Source organism: Phormidesmis priestleyi ULC007, from assembly GCF_003003695.1.
GTDB lineage: Bacteria > Cyanobacteriota > Cyanobacteriia > Leptolyngbyales > Leptolyngbyaceae > Phormidesmis_A > Phormidesmis_A priestleyi_A.
The window spans coordinates 1-19,104 of the sequence record NZ_PVWG01000047.1; the positions used below are offsets into that span (position 1 = coordinate 1).

General features: G+C 49.9%; 16 protein-coding genes and 1 pseudogene. 8 read left to right on the plus strand and 9 right to left on the minus strand.

Going from position 1 to position 19,104, the window contains the following annotated elements:
* A pseudogene (locus C7B65_RS22565) lies at positions 1 to 341 on the minus strand (photosystem II q(b) protein); the annotation flags it as partial.
* 226 nt (positions 342 to 567) lie between these two features.
* Between C7B65_RS22565 and C7B65_RS22570 the strand changes: the two are divergent.
* Positions 568 to 1,254, plus strand: coding sequence for a DUF2301 domain-containing membrane protein (locus tag C7B65_RS22570; protein ID WP_073072544.1), 687 nt, complete (start codon positions 568 to 570; stop codon positions 1,252 to 1,254).
* A gap of 123 nt (positions 1,255 to 1,377) precedes the next feature.
* Entirely contained in the window at positions 1,378 to 2,505 is a 1,128-nt protein-coding gene (gene dprA / locus C7B65_RS22575; RefSeq protein WP_073072545.1) for a DNA-processing protein DprA, read from the plus strand.
* Between the two features lie 187 nt (positions 2,506 to 2,692).
* Here the strand turns inward: dprA and C7B65_RS22580 are convergent, their stop codons facing one another.
* From C7B65_RS22580 to C7B65_RS22605, 6 genes are all read right to left on the minus strand, one after another.
* The gene (locus C7B65_RS22580) at positions 2,693 to 2,890 is read right to left on the minus strand and encodes an NblA/ycf18 family protein (RefSeq protein WP_073072547.1); all 198 of its coding nucleotides are present in this window, start codon (positions 2,888 to 2,890) and stop codon (positions 2,693 to 2,695) included.
* Positions 2,891 to 3,265: 375 nt separating this feature from the next.
* Positions 3,266 to 4,009, minus strand: coding sequence for a Stp1/IreP family PP2C-type Ser/Thr phosphatase (locus tag C7B65_RS22585; protein WP_073072549.1), 744 nt, complete (start codon positions 4,007 to 4,009; stop codon positions 3,266 to 3,268).
* A gap of 32 nt (positions 4,010 to 4,041) precedes the next feature.
* Entirely contained in the window at positions 4,042 to 6,003 is a 1,962-nt protein-coding gene (locus tag C7B65_RS22590; RefSeq protein WP_342353018.1) for an ABC1 kinase family protein, read from the minus strand.
* 65 nt (positions 6,004 to 6,068) lie between these two features.
* Positions 6,069 to 6,395, minus strand: coding sequence for a DUF6825 family protein (locus tag C7B65_RS22595; protein WP_073072553.1), 327 nt, complete (start codon positions 6,393 to 6,395; stop codon positions 6,069 to 6,071).
* Positions 6,396 to 6,461: 66 nt separating this feature from the next.
* Complete coding sequence (locus C7B65_RS22600; protein ID WP_073072555.1) at positions 6,462 to 8,138, minus strand: serine/threonine protein kinase; 1,677 nt, start codon at positions 8,136 to 8,138, stop codon at positions 6,462 to 6,464.
* Between the two features lie 63 nt (positions 8,139 to 8,201).
* Complete coding sequence (locus tag C7B65_RS22605; protein ID WP_073072556.1) at positions 8,202 to 10,946, minus strand: CBS domain-containing protein; 2,745 nt, start codon at positions 10,944 to 10,946, stop codon at positions 8,202 to 8,204.
* A 95-nt stretch (positions 10,947 to 11,041) separates the two neighbouring features.
* On the opposite strand from C7B65_RS22605, the gene psbZ reads away from it, so the two are divergent.
* The 5 genes from psbZ to C7B65_RS22630 all read left to right on the plus strand — a co-directional run bounded on the left by psbZ (position 11,042) and on the right by C7B65_RS22630 (position 15,947).
* Positions 11,042 to 11,230: a photosystem II reaction center protein PsbZ gene (psbZ, locus tag C7B65_RS22610; RefSeq protein WP_073072558.1), complete on the plus strand. Its 189-nt coding sequence runs from the start codon at positions 11,042 to 11,044 to the stop codon at positions 11,228 to 11,230.
* A 259-nt stretch (positions 11,231 to 11,489) separates the two neighbouring features.
* The gene (gene ribH, locus C7B65_RS22615; RefSeq protein ID WP_073072560.1) at positions 11,490 to 12,071 is read left to right on the plus strand and encodes a 6,7-dimethyl-8-ribityllumazine synthase; all 582 of its coding nucleotides are present in this window, start codon (positions 11,490 to 11,492) and stop codon (positions 12,069 to 12,071) included.
* A gap of 112 nt (positions 12,072 to 12,183) precedes the next feature.
* Entirely contained in the window at positions 12,184 to 13,200 is a 1,017-nt protein-coding gene (locus C7B65_RS22620; protein WP_073072561.1) for a sulfate/molybdate ABC transporter ATP-binding protein, read from the plus strand.
* 33 nt (positions 13,201 to 13,233) lie between these two features.
* A complete protein-coding gene (gene ispF, locus C7B65_RS22625) occupies positions 13,234 to 13,713 on the plus strand; it encodes a 2-C-methyl-D-erythritol 2,4-cyclodiphosphate synthase (RefSeq protein ID WP_073072563.1) in 480 nt (159 codons plus the stop codon).
* A 224-nt stretch (positions 13,714 to 13,937) separates the two neighbouring features.
* Positions 13,938 to 15,947 carry a DICT sensory domain-containing protein gene (locus tag C7B65_RS22630; protein WP_073072565.1) on the plus strand — a complete coding sequence of 670 codons (2,010 nt, stop codon included), beginning with the start codon at positions 13,938 to 13,940 and terminating at the stop codon, positions 15,945 to 15,947.
* Positions 15,948 to 16,120: 173 nt separating this feature from the next.
* Here the strand turns inward: C7B65_RS22630 and C7B65_RS22635 are convergent, their stop codons facing one another.
* Both C7B65_RS22635 and psbQ read right to left on the minus strand, forming a co-directional pair.
* Positions 16,121 to 17,209, minus strand: a complete 1,089-nt coding sequence (locus C7B65_RS22635; protein ID WP_073072567.1) for an NAD(P)/FAD-dependent oxidoreductase — start codon at positions 17,207 to 17,209, stop codon at positions 16,121 to 16,123.
* 47 nt (positions 17,210 to 17,256) lie between these two features.
* Positions 17,257 to 17,679: a photosystem II protein PsbQ gene (psbQ, locus tag C7B65_RS22640; RefSeq protein ID WP_219898708.1), complete on the minus strand. Its 423-nt coding sequence runs from the start codon at positions 17,677 to 17,679 to the stop codon at positions 17,257 to 17,259.
* A 223-nt stretch (positions 17,680 to 17,902) separates the two neighbouring features.
* Here psbQ and C7B65_RS22645 point away from each other — a divergent pair, with 223 nt between their 5' ends.
* A complete protein-coding gene (locus tag C7B65_RS22645; RefSeq protein WP_073072570.1) occupies positions 17,903 to 19,096 on the plus strand; it encodes an HhoA/HhoB/HtrA family serine endopeptidase in 1,194 nt (397 codons plus the stop codon).
* The last annotated feature ends 8 nt before the right edge of the window (positions 19,097 to 19,104 follow it).

Consider the following 19,104-nt stretch of genomic DNA (forward strand, 5'->3'; position numbering starts at 1 on the left):
AGTTGGTAAGGACCGCCGTTGTAGAGCCACTCGTCTAATGAGGCGGCTTCCCAAATTGGGTAGAAGTGTAAGCCGATGGCGTTGGAGGAGGGGACAACCGCGCCCGAGATGATGTTGTTGCCGTACATCAAGGAGCCAGCCACGGGTTCGCGGATGCCATCAATGTCTACCGGAGGGGCAGCAATGAAGGCGATGATGAAGCAGAGGGTCGCGGAGAGCAGGGTGGGAATCATCAACACGCCGAACCAGCCCACATACAGGCGGTTTTCGGTGGAGGTGACCCAAGAGCAAAACTGCTCCCACAGGTTGGCGCTTTCGCGTCTCTGAATTGTGGTCGTCATGGTGAGTATGAGTGCTAATTGAGGTATGAATTGTGGACTTGCCACACCTCATACAATAAACGAGACTTTAAGCTTTGTAAAGGATTCTCACAATATTTGTAGATGTGTAAAACTCTTGGTTCGCGTCCTTCGCACCTACAAAGGGATGCGGCTTTCTGGTAACACAATGAGGCGCGACAGGCGGAAGCACAGTAGGATGGGGGTAGACGTGAATCACCACTGACCTATGGCTCAACTGCAAATGACTGAACTGGAAGTTTATCAGGGACAGTTTGGAGAGTTTACGATCGACTCCAGCGATCGTCGCGGGGTTATTATCTACCGAGGTGGGCTGCTGGTGGCAGCACTGAGCTTTGCGATCGCAACTGGGCTTGTACTCTGGCAAGGAAGTGACCCCTTCATTCTCAACGTGCTGACCCTGCTTTACTTTGTTTTTTGGGTTGGGTTGGGTGTGAGTTTATTTACGATTCATATCTATCTAAAGCCGCTGCATCAAGCACTTCAAGCGTTTTGGGCGATCGGAGGCATCACCTCTCTGATGTTTGCAGTTAAAAGTTCAGAACCGCTTGCTCTCTATATCTATAGTCACCCGCTGACAATTTTTGGAGTCGGTTTTGGCTTTGCTGCGTTGACCGGAATCTTTTTTAAAGAGGCTTTTTGCTTCGATCGTTTAGAAACGAAGCTACTCACTCCTCTAATTCCTGTCTTACTTTTAGGGCATCTAACAGGTTTCTTGTCGATCCAGTGGGAGCAGATTTTGCTAGGAGCTTGGGCGTTTCTATTTGTGGTGTTTGCAATTCGTAAAGTCATTCAACCCGTTCCGCCTGATATTGGCGATAAGAGCGTGTTTGAATATCTGCACTCGCAACACCTCAGAAACAATGCTTCAAGACTATCGACTCCAAAAAATTAAAATTTGGCTCTTTGGTCGTCGAGAAAAGTGGGCTTTAACGGCTCAAGGCTGACTGGTGAGTTTCATCACTGTCAGATTGAGGGAACACTTAACCGAGAATCACCTTAACGTGAGGACGGGAAATTGGAGGAACGTGCGTTTTGGCTGGCATGGTCGCAAATTTCGGGCATTGGCCCGGTGCTGATTAAGCGACTATATCGGCATTTTGGAAGCTTGGCATTAGCTTGGGAAGCCAGCCCAAAAGAGTTAGTTGAAGTCGAAGGAATTGGGAGCCAAACCGTAGAAGAAATTTTGCCCCAGCGAGTAAAGTGTCAGCCCGATCTTCTGCTGCAACACCATGAACAGAAGAACGAATATTTTTGGACTCCGGCCGAAGCTGACTATCCTCGATTGCTGCGAGAGATTCCTGACCCACCGCCTGTGTTGTATTATTGCGGCGATTCTAAGCTAGTTAAAGATCTGGGAACTCTGCCTGCGATCGCCATTGTAGGAACTCGCGAACCCTCAGATTATGGCAGACGCTGGACGCGCAAGATTAGCTCTGCTCTGGCACAAAATGGATTTGTGGTCGTTTCTGGTTTGGCAGATGGCATCGATGCCGAAGCCCACCGCAATTGCATTGAGTCTGGAGGTAAAACCGTCGCCGTGCTGGGAACAGGTGTCGATGTGGTTTATCCCTGGACAAATCGCCGTCTTTATCAGGAAGTGCTAGAAAACGGATTAGCTCTCAGTGAATATCCAGCCGGAACTCAACCCGATCGCACTCACTTCCCCCGCAGAAATCGTATTGTGGCAGGGCTGTGTCGAGCTGTCTTAGTGATTGAGGCTCCTAAAAAATCGGGCGCTCTAATCACGGCGTATCTTGCCAACGACTATGGGCGCGATGTCTATGCCCTACCTGGCAGTTTAGACAATTCTAAATCAAAGGGCTGCCTCGCCTTAATTAGCAAAGGCGCACAAATGATTTTGGGAGAAGCAGAGTTGCTCGAAATGTTGGGGACGATGCCTCAGCTAGACTACCCAGTGATGGAAGCGACCCAGTTACCTCTAATCGACCTCAGTGCCGAATTAAGTCAGGTATTGCAGTCCGTCAACACGATCGTTCAAAGTGATGAAATCGATACGGCGGCTTTTGACACGATCGTCCAGCAGACAGGAATGCCAGCAGGTTCGGTGTCAGGCGCATTACTACAGCTAGAAATGTTGGGACTCGTTTCACAATTGCCAGGAATGCGCTATCAAGTTCACTGAGGTGAGCTTAATGAATTAAGGGTCAGATAGTTCGCTTTGAAGCGAAAGCACAACTACTGAAGAAAGAAGTGAAGTAGCAAGCTTGCAATTTTTCAAAATGAGTTTGGCTGAACGCCCCAGCACACTGGCTTCTTTCTGGCTTAGAACAAAGCAAGAGATCGAGGTCGCCCAATGGCTCAAGCAGAGGCTACGGCATTTGGGGGTCGGGTTCTAAACCCCACTGATGTTTGAGAAAGTGACGATACATCGTTTCACGCATGATCATCTGCTCATAGAGCTTGATCAAAAAGTCTTGAGCTTGCTCGTGGCTCATTCTCTCGACTTGTGTCTCAAACGATCGAATGCTGAATTTTTGCTCCAAAGACAGTTCTACAGGTTGGCTCATAATACGCTCCAATGTAAAAGAGAGAGTAGGTCAGTCAAAGAATCATCGACTTGGGAGGTCGTGGATAGATTCTGGGTGGACTTATTTGATTGTTCAAAGATAGACTATGAGTCAATCAATCTATCCACCTGTTATTACAAAAGATAACAACTATTTGACAAAGTGACCATACCCCAGTTGGCTTACTTTGAATGAAGTGCTCGTACCTCTTTAGAAAGGAACCTCAGAATGTATAGGCTGTGACAGGTTGAGAGAATTTCTAGTAACAATTACTACAAATCGAGGACTCATTGATTAGGTAAGTCCTCCAACTGATAGGGGCATGATTAGATTTTCTCAAGATGTCGTAGATAAACAGTTTCGTCAAAAGTGTGGTTAATAGTCGCTGCCGCTTAGACCGTCGATCGCCACAATTACGACGGTGATATTATCTCGCCCACCCTGCTCTTTTGCAGCGTTAATCAACGCAGAGGCGGCTTTTTCGCAAGCTTGAATCGGTTTAAGCTGATCGGTAATTCGCTGATCAGACAGTTCTTCGGTCAAGCCATCACTGCAAAGTAGAAGGCGATCGCCCGACTGCACAGATAGCGACTTCACCTCAATTTGCTGGAGATCTTCTCGCCCCAAACATTGAGCCAGCACATGTCTGAGGGGATGGGTTCGCGCCTGATCGGGCGTGATCTCTCCCAAGCGCATTGCCCGTGCCACCCAAGTGTGATCTTCAGTCATCTGTTCAAGTTCTGAGCCACGCAGACGATAGAGCCGCGAGTCACCAATGTGAGTGCAGAAAGGTTGTTCATCGCGAAAGATCACAACGACCACGGTCGTACCCATGTCCGATCGCTCTGGATGCTGCTTTTGATCGTCTAAGATCGCCTGATTTGCCTCTAGCAGCGATTTTTCTAGCAAATCTTGTGAGGGGAGCGTTGATTGCCAACGGGTGTCTAGACAAAACTGAATCGCTTGTGTTGCTAGACGACTCGCTTCTTGCCCACCTGCATGTCCGCCCATGCCATCTGCCACAATAAAAAAACGCCCATCCGGATCGAGGTAATAGGCATCCTGGTTGACAGCACGGATTAACCCCGTATCAGTCATCCCTATAAAGAGGCGTTTCATGGCTGGGCAAAGGTAGTTAGAGACATTTTAGTTTAGGGCATTCTCTCATAGCGATCGAGCTTAACCAGCAGTCGAATTAACACGATCGCGACAGCAAGAGCCGCCACCGCCATGGCGAGGGCTAACCAGGGATAGCCATTGACAAACAAAATAGTCGCTGAAACCGTAAACGCAGAGGTCAGCAGGGTGTAATTTGTGCCCATATTTACGCCACTGATGCGCCGTAAGACCCGATCGGTTTCGGTTGAGCGCACTCGAACGCGAATATCGCCTCGCTCTAGCTTGTCTAGCGTGTCTTCGATGCGGCGGGGCAACCCAAAGGCAGTATTGCCGACCTGCACAGCCTGACGGCTTAACTCATTCAACAGACTGCCTGCTTCCGAGGAAGAATTTCCATTTGTCATAAGCTGCATTGCAAAAGGTTTTGCAACCTCCATAAAGTTAAACTCTGGGTCTAAACCTTTGCCTACACCTTCTAAGGTTGAGAAGGCGCGCATCACAAAGGTAAATGTAGCAGGAAATCGAAACGGCTGATCGTAGGCAATTTCATATAAATCGTCGCTGATGGCGCTCACAGACTGATCTTCAAAGGGTTTGTCCATGAAGTTGTCTAACATGAACTGCACCGATCTCCGCACCGGACCCATATCATCGGTAGGGGCTAAGGCTCCGAGTGCAATCAGTGACTCAACGACGCGATCGGCATCTTTTTGAGAGATCCCAAAGAATGTGTCTAACAACTTTTCACGTGTGATTGCCTGCACCTGCCCCATCATGCCAAAGTCATAGAAAATCAGAGAACCATCGGGGCTGACTGCAAGATTGCCTGGGTGGGGATCGGCGTGAAAAAAACCATTGTCGAGCAGTTGATGTAAATAGGCTCTAGCACCCATTTGGGCGAGTTCTTTGCGATCGAGTCCAGCAGCTTCTAAGGCTTCATAGTGACTAATCTTGATCCCCGGCGCATACTCTAAGGTCAAAACACGAGGAGACGTGTAGCGCCAATAAACTCTAGGCACTTTTACCCAATCCATGCCTCTAAAATTGCGACGGAACGTATCTGCGTTGCGTCCTTCGTTGAGGTAATCGATTTCTTCCCAGAGAATTTTGCAGCACTCGTCGTAGATGCCCAACCAGTCGCGCCCCTTGCCCCACTCTGGATGATTTTGAAAATAGCGAGTGATGCCTTTAAGAATTTGTAGATCAATCTCAAACAGCTTGCGAAGTCCGGGACGCTGAATTTTAACAACAACCTCTTCGCCAGAATGCAGTTGGGCCCGATGAACTTGCCCTAGACTGGCGGCAGCCAGCGGAATTGGGTCAAAGCTGCGAAAGAGTTCTTCGATCGATTTCCCTAAATCTTGCTCAATAATTGATTCGACCTGCTCATAGCTAAATGCCGGAACTCGGTCTTGCAGCTTTGACAACTCTTCAACAAACTCTGGAGCAAATAAGTCAGCTCGCGTTGAAAAAAGCTGCCCGATCTTGATGAATGTGGGCCCAAGGTCTAGCAGCGTCTCGCGAATCCAAACAGCTAGAGTGCTGCGTCTCGCTGCCTTTTTTTCGTCTGAGATGCCGCCCTGATAGCTCCAAGACTTTTTATAGAGCCATCTCGCCCCCAACAATTTAAGCACAAATGCCCAAATGTCAATGAAGCGACCTCGGCGCGAATAATTTTCCCGACTCCAGCGATAGGCTTTGGCTGAGTGAGGTTTTCCCATCGATTTGTGTGCTCTATCAGCCATTGTAGAGGTCGATACTACGGAATTATCTAAGGGATGTAGTGAGGGTTCAACTGCATATAATTCTGCCTGGTCATCGCTATGTGTCTGCTTGATTTCAGACGAGGTGCCGAGTGGATGGCGTACAGTTTCCCCGGTTAGGGACTGGAGATCGTGCAGGTCAGCATCCACTGCTGGTGGCTTCGCCGTTTCTGTCAGGATTTGGCTGGGCGATCGCTGAGGCTTACTGGAGTCATTTGGAGAAACAGACACTCGACTTTCCAACTAAAGAGGGCTGATCTAAGGGCGGCGGTGTTTAGCCACGATCGCTGAGTTTTTTAAACAGAACGGCTGCGATAGACTTGCAGGGCTGATCGGAGTTGGGCAATTTCAGCGCGAAGTTCATCGATCGTGGCTTGCAGATCTTCAGTTTGAGAGCCTACACGCACACCAGTCGAAGCCGTTCTTGCTTGCATCGCAATCTCTTCTTCACGGGCTGCTCTTTCAGCCACCTGATCGACAAAAGTCCGTAAGTTTTCTCTCTGCTCGGCATCAAACTTGCCCAACTCACTCAGGGCATTTGTGACCCCATTTTCTAGCTGTTCGTAAGCAATCTCGGCGATCGCTCGACCGACAAAAAAAGCATGAATCAGGGAATTATTCATCAAAAATCTACCAAGCGCGCTGCCAAAATTATAGCTTGCTTAGGAAAGGGATGAAGGATAGGGACTTTAAAGTTTGGGGTCTTCTGGGATAGTTGGCACCACGACTGACCCGCGAGTGGTGCCAGTAGAAGGCTTGGCGGGAGGCACAGGATCAGCTACGTCCGCAGGAGCCGGGGCGGGAGCGATCGGCGGTGCACTTGGAGCGGGAACAGTCGGGATCGGTTCGGGTTGCGCTGTCGGGACAGCAGGAGCCGGTTTTGTGATGGTTGATTGACGAGGCGCTGTCGATCGAATGGGTGGCGCGATCAATTCCTCTGGAGCGGTCACCTTGCGAGGCGGCGCGTCGTCTGAAAACCTTGAAGCGGATGAAGCACTTTGAGGAGATGCCAAATTGTTGCGATAATCGCCCGGAGTTACACCTGGTTTCTCGATCGGGACATCAGACACGTCTCCTTGAGGGCTTAGCGTCCCCTTCCAATCTTTTGAAGGAAAGGCTTGGTCTGGGTGAAAGAAACTGGCACCTGGAGCTTGAGCGGCACTAAAACGCAGAGCTAACCCGAAGCCAATTCCGATCGAGACGGCGGCAGCACTGGTCAGCCCAATAAACTTAGGAAGATGTCGGCTGATTTCGAGCGGGATAGTCATTGATGTGAAAGCCAGCTTACGGGTTGTAGATGCTGAAATTGTTTTGGGCACAGCAGGTAAAGCTTCCTGAACTGCTGGCGCGATCGCTAAAGGTGCCGTTAAGCGCTCACTTTCTTGAGAAACCACGGGTTTAGTGGGTTCTCGTTTAGGGAGAACGGGTAAAGCGGTGGCGGTTCCGGCGGAGTTGCGCTCTGCGCTAATCGCCGGAGAAAGCGGCTTTGCAACCTCTAAAACTGGCTCCATGATTGGGGCATCTTTTTGAGCAGGTTGACCCGGAAGAGGAGCCGCTATTGCCGTGACAGACTTGAGCGGAACGGCTTCGCTGGGCAGTAAACGGAGCCAAGCGGCGATCGTGGAGGGGCGACGAGTCAGATCAGAGGTCATGCCTTGCAAGATCGCTTGCTTGAGTGCCGGATTCCACGCTTCTGGGTCTAGCTGAGGAGAGCGTCCTGGAGCGCGAGCAGACAGCAAATAATAGAGAATGGCAGACAGCCCGTAGAGGTCGATCGCAAATCGATTATCAGCACCCCAAAGCGCATCAGGTGGCGCAAAATCATTAGAGTCAAAAATGTTGGTTTGAGGAGGGCTGACCGCACTCGCAACCTCGTGGGCGATTCCGAAGCCCACCAGCACGGCTAGATGAGTTCCGGGTCGGCGAATAATTGACTGAGGATTAAGATTGCGGTGAATTAACCCATTGTGATGGGCGGTGTCGATCGCCGAGCCAATTTGTCGAATGTAGTGAATCGCTTCGGCTTCAGGCAATGCCCCTTTGGATTTCACCACCTCTGCCAGCGTTTGCCCTGGCACATGCTCCATCACTAAAAAGGGCAGGTTTTCTTCTTGAAAAAAGTCGAGAACGCGGACAATGCTGGGATGCTGACTTCTAGCAAGGAGGCGCGTTTCTTCGACAAAACGCTGGTGCAAATGAGGAAAGCTACGAGTCACCTGCAAACTAGCATCAAGCGTCTTGATCACAACGGCTTGATTTAAGAGCGTTTGGGTCGCGAGGTAAGTCGCCCCAAAGCCCTCTTCTCCCAAAACTTGATTTAAGAGATACTTTCCGCCTTGTAGCGTTGATCCTGGTTTTAGCTTCATGCTTGCCCCTCGCACAATCCCAACTATGCTACCCCTTTCTAAGAAATTTTTGAGAATCAGGAATCACGAGTTTGGGGCATGGTGCTGTGCCAAATACGCCTCAGCTTCGGCTCGATCGTGCACTCTCCCATCCAAAGTTGCTGACAGCAAATCGTCTAAAATCTGCTTAAATTGCCGACCCGGTTTGTAGCCCAAAGCTTTCAAATCGTTGCCGTCTAAAGGTGGCTTTACGGTTGACCAAATCGTCAAATAACGCCAGATTTGCTTACGAATAGCACGAGAACTCTTGACCGCAACCAAAATCAAAAGCGGCAGTTCATAGGGCTTTAAATATTGCACAATTTGGCTTGGCGACAGACTGATCGACAAGGATTCCAGCTTAGATCGAACGGGTTCTAGCTGAACTAATCGATCGATGCCATCGGCAGAAAGTTGCAGGTTTTGAGCAACGGAGGCACGATCGTCAGGTGCGAGATGCGCGATCAAAACTTCTAAAAGCAATTGCCAAGATGGTAGAAGTTGCGAACGATCAAGCCGATGCAGCCAACGATCGGCTGACCGCAGTTGCCACCTCAATTCATCGTCTAGCTCTAATTTGGGATGAATACAGCGCAAAGCTCCCAGGTGTGCTAATTGGTTTAAAGCTGCTTTCCAATAAGACGATTGCAGTATGTATTTGAGTTCTGATTTGAGACGAGTTTGCAGGGCAGGGGCAATGACTCGACCCGCGACTTGACGATCTTGGATTTGTTCGTAAATGCCACTCGCGATCGCGTGACGAATATAGCGTTCGGTCTGTGGCTCAATCTCAAATCCTAATCGGGTGGCAAACCGGACGGCTCGATAAATTCGAGTCGGATCTTCAATAAAACTGTTGGGGTGTAAGACGCGAATTTGCTTTGCCTGCAAGTCTAGCGATCCGCCAAAGAAGTCTAGCAATTCGCCCGGCCCCTTGCGGGTATCTGCGAAGCGCGGATTAGTCAGCCGCAGCGCCATTGCATTGATGGTGAAGTCCCGACGATAAAGATCTTGACGAATTGAACTCGCCTCAACTTCTGGGTTTGCCGCCGGGTATGGATAAAACTCAGTTCGGGCGGTGGCAATATCAACCCACAAAGAGTCGAAGGTTGGATCTTTGTGCCATAACAGCGCCGCAGTTTGAAACCGTCCGTGAATATCTAAACGCACATCGGGATAGAGACGTTGCAGCGATCGCGCTAACTCCACCCCCGCGCCGACATCAGCAGAACGGTGAAACCCATCGACGACTAAATCAATGTCGGTCAACATCACGGGTTGATCAGAATCGGTCAGCAGCAAATCGCGCACGGCTCCGCCCACCAGATAGAGATGCCAGCCGTGCTGTTCTGCCTGGTTTGCGGCGATCGACAAAAATTCTTGTAAATGAGCAGAAAGCCGATCGAGGCTGATTTTGGATTTTGGACTTTGAAGGGTGGATTTTGAGTGGTTGTCAGGTCTTTGGTTAGTGTCAGCTTGATGAAGTTGCCGCAGCACGTCTGTGCGAGTCACAATGCCGACGAGTTGCCCTTGATCTAAAACGGGTAGGCGACCAATATCGTAAGTCACCATTAATGACTCGATTTCTGGCAGTCGGGCATCAGGCGCGATCGTCTTTAAGTTCGTGGTCATATAGCCTTTAACCGGGGCATGACCAAACCCGTGATAAAAAGCTATATCCAAGTCGCGACGAGAAATAATTCCGACTAGTTGATCATTGGCATCTACGACTGACAGCCCAGAATGACCATAGCGCAATAGAATTCGTTGAGCTTCGTCGATCGTCGTGTCAGGACGAATCGTGCGAACTGGCGATGACATCAACTCTCGTGCCGTTAGAGATGGCGGAATCTGAGCCTCAAACTGGGTGAGCAGCTGCGTCAAGATTTCCTGAAAATCACCATCCCGCAAAGTCAGCGCGGCAGCTTTGGGGTGTCCGCCTCCGCCCCAGGGTTTAAACAATTCGTTGAGGTTGGTGCCTTCGATGCGCGATCGCCCAATCACACTCAAAACGTTGGCTTCATTCACTCGGCAATCGACTCCCCGGCAATAGCGATGCAGCAACAGCAGCGCATCACTTTCGGTCAACTCCACTAATCGAGAGGCGAGACTCGAAAGCCCAGGCACATAGTCATCGGTTTTGAGAATCACCCAAGAAACGGTGTAACCCTGAACGGTTTTGGATTGCAAATTTTCGAGTGCCACTCCTAGTAAGTCTTGCAGCGTGGGTGAGAGTCCGGGATCGATATACTCTGCGATCGCCCTTAAATTAGCTCCTTGCCCCATCAGCCACGCTAACGCCGACGCATCTCTGGGAGTGGCATGATCAAAGGTTAGAGAACCTGTATCGACGTGAATTCCGAGTGCCATTGCCGTCGCCTCGATCGCCGTCAGCAAAATTTGCGCGATCTGAAGTCGCTCAACGATTAAAGTGGTCGTAGCCCCAACCGCTTCAACGTGGCGGTCTTGGGCAAAAATATCGCTCTCTGTATCCGAGTGATGGTCATAAAGCGTAATCGGGATATCTGGCAAATCTAACCATTCTGCAACTTTGCCCAAACGATCGCGCCGTTGACTATCGACCACCGACAGCGATCGGATGCTTTGCGGATTCACCGATCGCCGCTCAATCAAGGCATATTCATCTCGATGCAGAGCCAGAAAATCTCGTACGGTAGGATGCGCTCCTCCTGCCAGCACAATTCGTGATCCCGGCAAGAGGCGAGATAGCCCGATCGCCGCACCCAACGTATCGAAATCTGCCGTGATATGACATAGAATCAGATCCATTTTTCTGATAGGTTACTACTTATGGCTAGTCAAAGTTGCAGCCTGTATGCCGCCAAATCTAGATTTAATTTGTTTGCTGTAGTAGGGAGAAGATAATGACAATTTTGTTTCAAGCCGCCTTGGCTGCTCTAGTAATATTCTCATTTGTGATGGTGGTTGGGGTGCCCGTTGCTTATGCATCTCCTCAAAACTGGGATCAGTCAAAGCGCCTACTTTATTTGGGTGCTGGAATCTGGACTCTGTTGGTGCTAACGGTTGGGGCATTAAACTTCTTGGTTGCTTAAGAATCTTGTAAACTAGGGGAAGAAAACTTAGTGCTTTCGACCCCTTTTAAATTAGAGTTCCGTCCGCTAAAACTGCTTGAGTAAGCGCCAGATTTCGTCACGAAATGTAGAACCTAAATAAAATACTGTGTCAACTCTATTCAAAGACTGACGATCCCGGTAGATTGAGTAAATATTCTTAGGTTTGCACCCAAGGGTAAAAGTAGGGGCAGTCTACCTTCGATCGTAGCTGTGAAATGTTGACGCTTAGATTGAAACAATGACTATTTTTGAAGGATCGTTCTCGCAAACGGAGTCACTTCGTTTTGCACTCGTGATTGCGCGCTTTAATGACCTGATTACAAACAAACTGGTGGAAGGTTGTCAAGATTGCCTGAAGCGTCACGGCGTTGATGTCAACCCTCAAGGCACTCAGGTAGATTATGCCTGGGTTCCGGGATGTTTTGAGTTGCCTCTCGTTGCCCGTCAACTTGCAATCACCGATCGCTATGATGCGATCATCTGTTTAGGTGCCGTTATTCGAGGTCAAACGCCACACTTTGAATATGTTTCGGCAGAAGTCTCAAAAGGCATCGCCGCAACTGGGTTTCAAACGGGTGTTCCCGTGATTTTTGGGGTGATCACCGCAGACAATATGCAGCAAGCCCTAGAGCGGGCTGGAATCAAGAGCAATCATGGCTGGGGCTATGGGATGGATGCACTTGAGATGGCCAGTCTGATGCGTCAGGTTAAAGGCGTTCCAGCAGGCAACCACTATGGCAATAGCGCGATCGCTCCCACGGCTCATCACAGTTTGTCAGCCTCGTTTCAAGAAGCAGTCGCTGACCCATCGGTCGAGTAAGATCGGTTACAGACGCTTCCAAGAACTTCGATTTCAATAAAATTTTTGAAGACTTGCACCTGAGTTTGTGCTATAAATCTACAGTAATCTCATCGAAAAGCCGGGGATTGCGGTGGGCATTCTAATACAAGACGTATCAAAGCGATTTGGCAGCTTCCAAGCGGTCGATCAAGTCAATTTAGAAGTGAAGAGCGGCTCTCTCGTCGCCTTACTGGGTCCTTCTGGGTCGGGCAAATCCACTCTGCTGAGACTGATTTCAGGGTTAGAGACTCCCGATGTGGGCAGGATTTTGATTACGGGCGAAGATGCCACCGATCGCAGTGTGCAAGACCGTAACATTGGCTTTGTCTTCCAGCACTATGCGCTGTTTAAGCACCTGACCGTGCGGCAAAACATTGCATTTGGGCTAGAGATCCGCAAAGCGAAGACTACCAGGGTCAGACAGCGCGTCGAGGAGTTGTTAGATCTGGTGCAGTTGTCTGGGATGGGCGATCGCTACCCCTCGCAACTATCCGGCGGACAACGGCAACGAGTTGCTTTGGCGCGCGCACTGGCCGTAGAACCCAAAGTGCTATTGCTTGATGAACCTTTTGGGGCGCTTGATGCCAAAGTGAGAAAAGACCTCAGAGTCTGGTTACGGCGTTTGCACGACGAAGTGCACGTCACAACCGTCTTTGTCACCCACGACCAAGAAGAAGCGATGGAAGTCTCAGACGAAATCGTGGTGATGAACAAAGGCAAAGTTGAGCAAGTCGGCACCCCGGCTGAAATTTATGATCACCCAGCGAGTGCTTTTGTGATGAGCTTTATTGGGCCGGTGAACGTGTTGCCCAGTTCGTCAAGGATTTTTCAAAATAACGGGTTTGATTCGGCTCATCCTGAAATGTTTCTGCGTCCTCAAGACGTTTTAATTGAGACTTCTTCAAACGGCAGCACTGTTCCCGCTAGAATCAGTCGGTTAATTCACTTGGGTTGGGAAATTCAAGCTGAATTGACGCTCGACGATGGTCAAGTGGTGACGGCTCATCTGACTCGCGATCGGTTTGATGAATTAAAGCTAGAACCTGAGCAACGAGTTTATGTCAAACCCAAAGATGCAAAATCTTTTCCGCTCTACTATTCCATCTAATTTCTGCTAAAACTGAATGCTAATCGCCATCAAATGACTCTTAGAATCGGCAACGGATATGACGTTCACCGCCTTGTTAGTGGACGAGATTTAATCTTAGGCGGCATCAAAATCGACCACGAAACTGGTTTATTAGGGCACAGTGATGCCGATGTACTCACCCATGCGATTATGGATGCGATGCTAGGAGCCTTGAGCCTGGGAGACATCGGGCACTATTTTCCCCCGACCGATCCGCAGTGGGCAGGTGCCGATAGTCTGGTGTTGCTGGCGCAAGTGCATCGGTTGATTCAGGAGAAAGGCTGGCAGATTGGCAATATCGACTCGGTTGTCGTGGCTGAACGACCTAAGCTCAAGCCCCACATTGAAGCGATGCGATCGCGCCTTGCCATCGTTCTCAATTTGCCGCCCGATCGGGTCGGGGTCAAAGCCACAACCAACGAGAAACTCGACGCAGTGGGTCGCGAAGAAGCGATCGCGGCTCATGCGATCGTTTTATTAGAACAGTCGTGAAAATTTCTTTGTAAGGTGCTGAACTTTGATCGATCTTTGGGCGTTAAGAAAGACCCGGAGATAGCAGCAGAATGACGTTAAGCCTTTACAATTTTAGGCAAGAGTGTGGTTCATAACAGGTCTGCTGTGGTTCATGTTGAGAACTTCCTACCTATTCGATTCGTCGGCTAGGTTCTGTCCTGACTTGCCGAATGTTATCCAGTCTGGCTGGTAGAGCACTATCGATGATCATCTCCGAATCCGTCCTCGAAGAACTTCTCAAAGCCTTTCCTCAAGTTCGCCCCCAAATCTATTTTAAGTCTTCACTCACCGCCCTCTCACACGCGATGGAAGACCAGGTTTTGGCAGGGGTCGATCGCCCATTGGTGATTGCCAGCTTTCAGCGAGAACGGTTTTATCGGCAAGAAGCCCATCGATATTTGCGAATCGCCGAACGTACTGATCAGGTTTATGTCTTAGCGGCTCCTGAAACTGATTTTGTCGATCGTCAAGACTATGAAACGATCGCCTTTCAGCCAGCCGATGCCCTCAGTCAAGAATGGCATCTAGTCGTACTAGGAGCGCACTATGCATCCTGTCTAATTTGCCGTGAGCGACAACAGCCCGATCCGCCTGCTAACATTCAAGACTTGCATATCGATCAGTCTCGCCGCTTTGAAGGCATCTGGACGTTCGATCGCCAAACTGTCTATGAGGCGGCAAATCTGCTGCTAAAACGCATTCAGATCTACCGTCCAGATTTGGCAGCTAAAACTGAGCTGATGCTGGCACAGATTAAAACAGACGCGACTTGTGGCTTTAATCAAGTCGATCCGGGGCCGTTTGCCGAACGGCTCGTTACCTACCTGCAAGCGGGGCAATATAAGCTGGCAAAGGCCTATCGGTCGATCGCCGAGAAAGAACGCAAAGAGCGCTTGATTAACTCGATCACGGCGGCAGTGCGGCGATCGCTCAACCCCAACGAGATTCTGCAAGTGGCGGTGCAAGAGTTGGGCAAAGTTTTAGGAGCGGGGCGATGTTTAATTTATCGCTGCAAATCAACCGATGAAACCGCAACCCTAGAGTATGAGTTTTTAGGAAGCTGTGGCTATGCTGCCTCTAGCCCAGCCAAGCGTCAACCTCCCAGTTTTGATACACATTCCCTTGTAGGTCAATCTTGGTCGCTCCGGGCAAACCCTTTATTTCAAGAAGTCGTCCAAAAGCAAGAGCCTGTCTATGTTGAAGATACGCATGTCGATGAGCGGTTGCGTGAAACTCAAAGTACATTGACTCAAAATGGACAGATCCGATCGTGGCTGATGGTGCCCGTTCTCAATCAAAACCAGCTATTGGGCATTGTTGAGCTACACTACTGCTCCACGCCTCACAAACTAGAGCGCAGTGAGTTAGAAATGGTCGAAGCGATCGCGACTCAAATCGGGGTTGCCCTGATTCAAGCCGAAGCTTATGCAAATTTAGAAGACCTCAACCAGCAGCTTGCAGCCCTCGATCGCACCCGCAGTAATCTAATTGCTATTACTGGACACGAGCTAAGAACGCCGCTCTCAACGATTCAAGTCTGCCTCGAAAGCCTTGCCAGCGAACCCGATATGTCGCCCGACTTGCGGCAAGTGATGCTTAACTCAGCCCTGACCGATTCCGATCGGATGCGAAAGTTGATTCAAGACTTTCTCACCCTGTCTCGTCTTGAAAGCGGTCGGATTGAATGGCGGCTCGAACCGTTGCCCCTTGAAGAATGCGTTGATCTGGCTCTCAGCAGCCTTCAGGCGCACAAATACGATACGCCTTTGCCCAAAGTTACCACTCAACTTCCTTCTGAGCTACCTCTCGTGCAAGTCGATGGCGAATGGCTGGTTGAAGTGATTTCAAAACTGCTCGATAACGCCTGCAAATTCACTGATTCAACGGGACAAATCACCATTGAGGCACAGCGCACTGGCGGAAAAATGTTAGAAGTGATCGTCGCAGACACTGGGCGAGGCATCGAATCGAATCGGCTTGAAACGGTCTTCGATCGCTTCTACCAAGAAGAAGGAGCCTTACGCCGCACCACTGGGGGCACTGGGCTGGGGCTGGCAATCTGTCGCCAAATTATTGCAGGGTGGGGCGGTCGGATCTGGGCAGAATCGGGTGGTAAAGATCAGGGCACTCAGGTTCACTTTACGATTCCGATCGTCCAGTCCAGCCTTTCAGACAAGAAACCCGCGACGAGTCGGCGGCGCAAAACCCGCTAGACGATTTTAACGTCAGTTCGACGAGTTTGTTTGCTTCGTCAAGAGCGGCTTCTGCCCCTAAATCCCCCATCCTGGGGGACTTTGAACCGGAAATTTTGGCTTGAAGTCCCCCAATTTTGGGGGATTTAGGGGGCGCGATAGACTGGTAACGAAGTCGTCGAATTCACGTGATTTTACGGTGAGATTGCCCTTCTGACTCGCTCTGCCGTCGCTGGGGCTAGCAGCACCCCGTTGCGATAGTGTCCGGTTGCTAACAAAATGTTTTGATAACCTGGGAGCAGTTCAATAATCGGGGCAGGGCGACCTTGAGGACGGGGACGCAAGCCATACCAAGTCCGAATGGTTTCAGCATTGGCTAAACGGGGACAAAACGCGATCGCTTGCTGCATTACCGCTTGAAAACTCGCGGCATTAGGCTGCACTTCTCCAGGCTCGGAGGGAAATTCAACCGTTGCACCAACCCAATAATCGCTGTCTTCGAGCGGCACAATATGAACATCGTTGCCCGTGATCACAGGTTGTAATTCTGAAACTCCTAGCGGCTGGCTGAGTTGGAGATGGATCGCCTGACCCAAAACAGGTCGAATATCGATCGGTTGCTTTAAGGATTTTGTGAGCGGCGTTGATCCTAACCCGGCTGAAATGACAAGCCAATCGATCGCCATCGTTCCATTTGTGGTGTGAACTTCACGATCGTTCGCTCCGGTCACGCTGATATCAAAGTGAAACGTTACCCCTCGCTGTTTTGCCGCAACAATCAAAGCTTGCGTTAATGCGACGGGGTTGACTTGACGATCGTCAGGTGAATAAATTGCCGCCGTGACCTGATCTAAATTCAGGAATGGATAGTCAGACTTGAGGCGATCGCGTCCTAAAATCTCTAGAGTTAAGCCTTGCGATCGCCGAATCTCAATCAGCTTTTCCCAAACTGAAAGGTCTTCCTCAAATTGCAGCATCAAGATGCCGTTGCGATTAAAAGGAATTTTAAGACCTGTGAATGCTTCCAATTCAGGAATCAGTTTTTCATAATAACGAAGGCTTTCTAATCGCATTCGGAGATTATTGCCTTTCTCCTTTTTGCTGATTGCCCCCATCAATACACCGAGGGCTGCCCCTGTAGAGGTTGGGCAGATGCTCCCATTCGATTCGACGGAGGTGGGCTGCTGGTCAAAAACCGTCACCGTCAGTTCTGGAACTTGGCTGAGTTCGTGAGCGATCGTCGCTCCGACAATGCCACATCCGACGATCGCAATCTGGGTCATGGGTCACTCGTCAATCCTAAAAAGTTTGTCCGCATGACCCATCACTTTCACGCTTGAGGAACTAGCTGGAAGAAAGCATCAAACGCTTTGATTGCTTCGTTATATTTGAGAACTGCGAGATCAGAATCAGCCTGTTCAGCCGCTCGATCGATGGCAACCAGATCATCAAACACCTCCTTCGCGGCTTGTCTGGCTGGTTTTTGAGCATTGGGCAAGAGATCTCGCGTCACGGCGCTCATTTTCACCCGCAGCTCACCCAATGGCCCGTGAATGAAATTGCGCGCAAACGTCCAGTCTTTTTTTTCAATTAATGCCTGAAGTTCGGGCATGCGATCGCGCATGGATGACACCTCATTGGCATAGCTTTGAATGGTCGCAATCTGCTCAGACGTATAGGTTGGAACCTTCGCCACTGTTGGACTGCCACAGCTAATTAACAAGACCGCTACAAACGCTAAAACGATAGACAAAATTGACCGATGCTTTGCCATAACTACACTTTAATTTCCAACTGATCACTTAATCTGCGGCACAAGTTTAGGAGCAACCGTTTACTGCCCGCGTTAAGGAGTGTATCTCAAAACGGAACTCACGTAAGGACTCCAACAGCACTCAGTCGAAGAGGCATAATTGCTTTCTTAATCAAATTCTAGATTATGGTTAGACTATGGCGGTATAGAGCGATCGAGTTTTATGGTTCTCTCTTTTAAGCAATTGGCGATCGGCACTTCACTGTTAGCGATCGGGGGAGGCGCTGCCCTAGTTAGCAGTCACTATAACAATCGACTTAGTGGAAGCTTGCCACCAGAGTTGCCTCCTTTTGCAACCCAAACCAAGATTGCAATCTCGGATAGTGCCGCCAACAACTCAAATTTTATTGCCGCCGCCGTCGAGAAAGTCGGCCCGGCTGTCGTCAGAATCGATTCGGCTCGGCGAGTCACAAGTCAGGTTCCAGATGCCCTTCGCAACCCACTGTTTAAGCGCTTTTTTGGCGACCAGCTTCCTGCTCCCGAAGATCGGGTAGAGCGGGGCACCGGGTCAGGGTTTATTGTCAGCGCTGATGGTCGTCTAGTTACCAACGCCCATGTGGTTTCTGGGTCAGACACGGTTGAGGTTAAGCTCAAAGATGGGCGCACCTTTGAAGGAAAAGTCGTGGGAGTCGATCCGGTGACTGATGTGGCGGCAGTCAAAATCAATGCCAACAATCTTCCGAGTGTGCAGTTAGGCAAGTCTTCGACGTTGATTCCGGGGCAGTGGGCGATCGCCATTGGCAACCCGTTTGGACTCGATAACACCGTCACAGCAGGCATTATTAGTGCCGTCGATCGCTCTAGTTCTCAAGTGGGTGTGCCTGACAAGCGCGTCAGCTTTATTCAAACCGATGCGGCCATTAATCCGGGTAATTCTGGCGGGCCGCTGCTGAATGATCGCGGTGAAGTGATCGGCATTAATACAGCCATTCGAGCCGACGCTCAGGGATTGGGCTTTGCAATTCCGATCGAGACAGCAAGACGGGTAGTCGAGCAACTATTTAACAAAGGTCGGGTCGAGCATCCTTTCTTAGGCATTCAAATGGTCGATTTGACTCCGACGATTCGTGACGAGATCAATAAAGATAAAGAAACTGAGGTGAAAATCAGTCAAGATCAAGGGGTCTACGTCGCACGGGTGTTGGACAATTCTCCTGCTGCCCAAGGTGGCTTGCAGCCAGGAGACATCATTCAAAAAATCAACGGCGCTCAGGTCAAAACCGCTTCTGATGTGCAAGCACAAGTAGAATCTAGCTTGATCGGCACCCTGCTCGGCGTTGAAGTGATTCGAGGCGGTCAAACCAAAACGTTCCGCGTTCGCCCCGGTGCATTTCCGACCAATCGTGCCGATCAGTAGTCACCGAA

Coding starts and splice junctions, on each gene's coding strand:
- C7B65_RS22645 (WP_073072570.1), top strand. CDS start 17,903: ATGGTTCTCTCTTTTAAGCAATTGGCGATCGGCACTTCACTGTTAGCG.
- C7B65_RS22570 (WP_073072544.1), top strand. CDS start 568: ATGGCTCAACTGCAAATGACTGAACTGGAAGTTTATCAGGGACAGTTT.
- C7B65_RS22595 (WP_073072553.1), bottom strand. CDS start 6,395: ATGAATAATTCCCTGATTCATGCTTTTTTTGTCGGTCGAGCGATCGCC.
- C7B65_RS22600 (WP_073072555.1), bottom strand. CDS start 8,138: ATGAAGCTAAAACCAGGATCAACGCTACAAGGCGGAAAGTATCTCTTA.
- ispF (WP_073072563.1), top strand. CDS start 13,234: ATGACTCTTAGAATCGGCAACGGATATGACGTTCACCGCCTTGTTAGT.
- psbZ (WP_073072558.1), top strand. CDS start 11,042: ATGACAATTTTGTTTCAAGCCGCCTTGGCTGCTCTAGTAATATTCTCA.
- C7B65_RS22630 (WP_073072565.1), top strand. CDS start 13,938: ATGATCATCTCCGAATCCGTCCTCGAAGAACTTCTCAAAGCCTTTCCT.
- ribH (WP_073072560.1), top strand. CDS start 11,490: ATGACTATTTTTGAAGGATCGTTCTCGCAAACGGAGTCACTTCGTTTT.
- C7B65_RS22585 (WP_073072549.1), bottom strand. CDS start 4,009: ATGAAACGCCTCTTTATAGGGATGACTGATACGGGGTTAATCCGTGCT.
- C7B65_RS22635 (WP_073072567.1), bottom strand. CDS start 17,209: ATGACCCAGATTGCGATCGTCGGATGTGGCATTGTCGGAGCGACGATC.
- C7B65_RS22605 (WP_073072556.1), bottom strand. CDS start 10,946: ATGGATCTGATTCTATGTCATATCACGGCAGATTTCGATACGTTGGGT.
- C7B65_RS22580 (WP_073072547.1), bottom strand. CDS start 2,890: ATGAGCCAACCTGTAGAACTGTCTTTGGAGCAAAAATTCAGCATTCGA.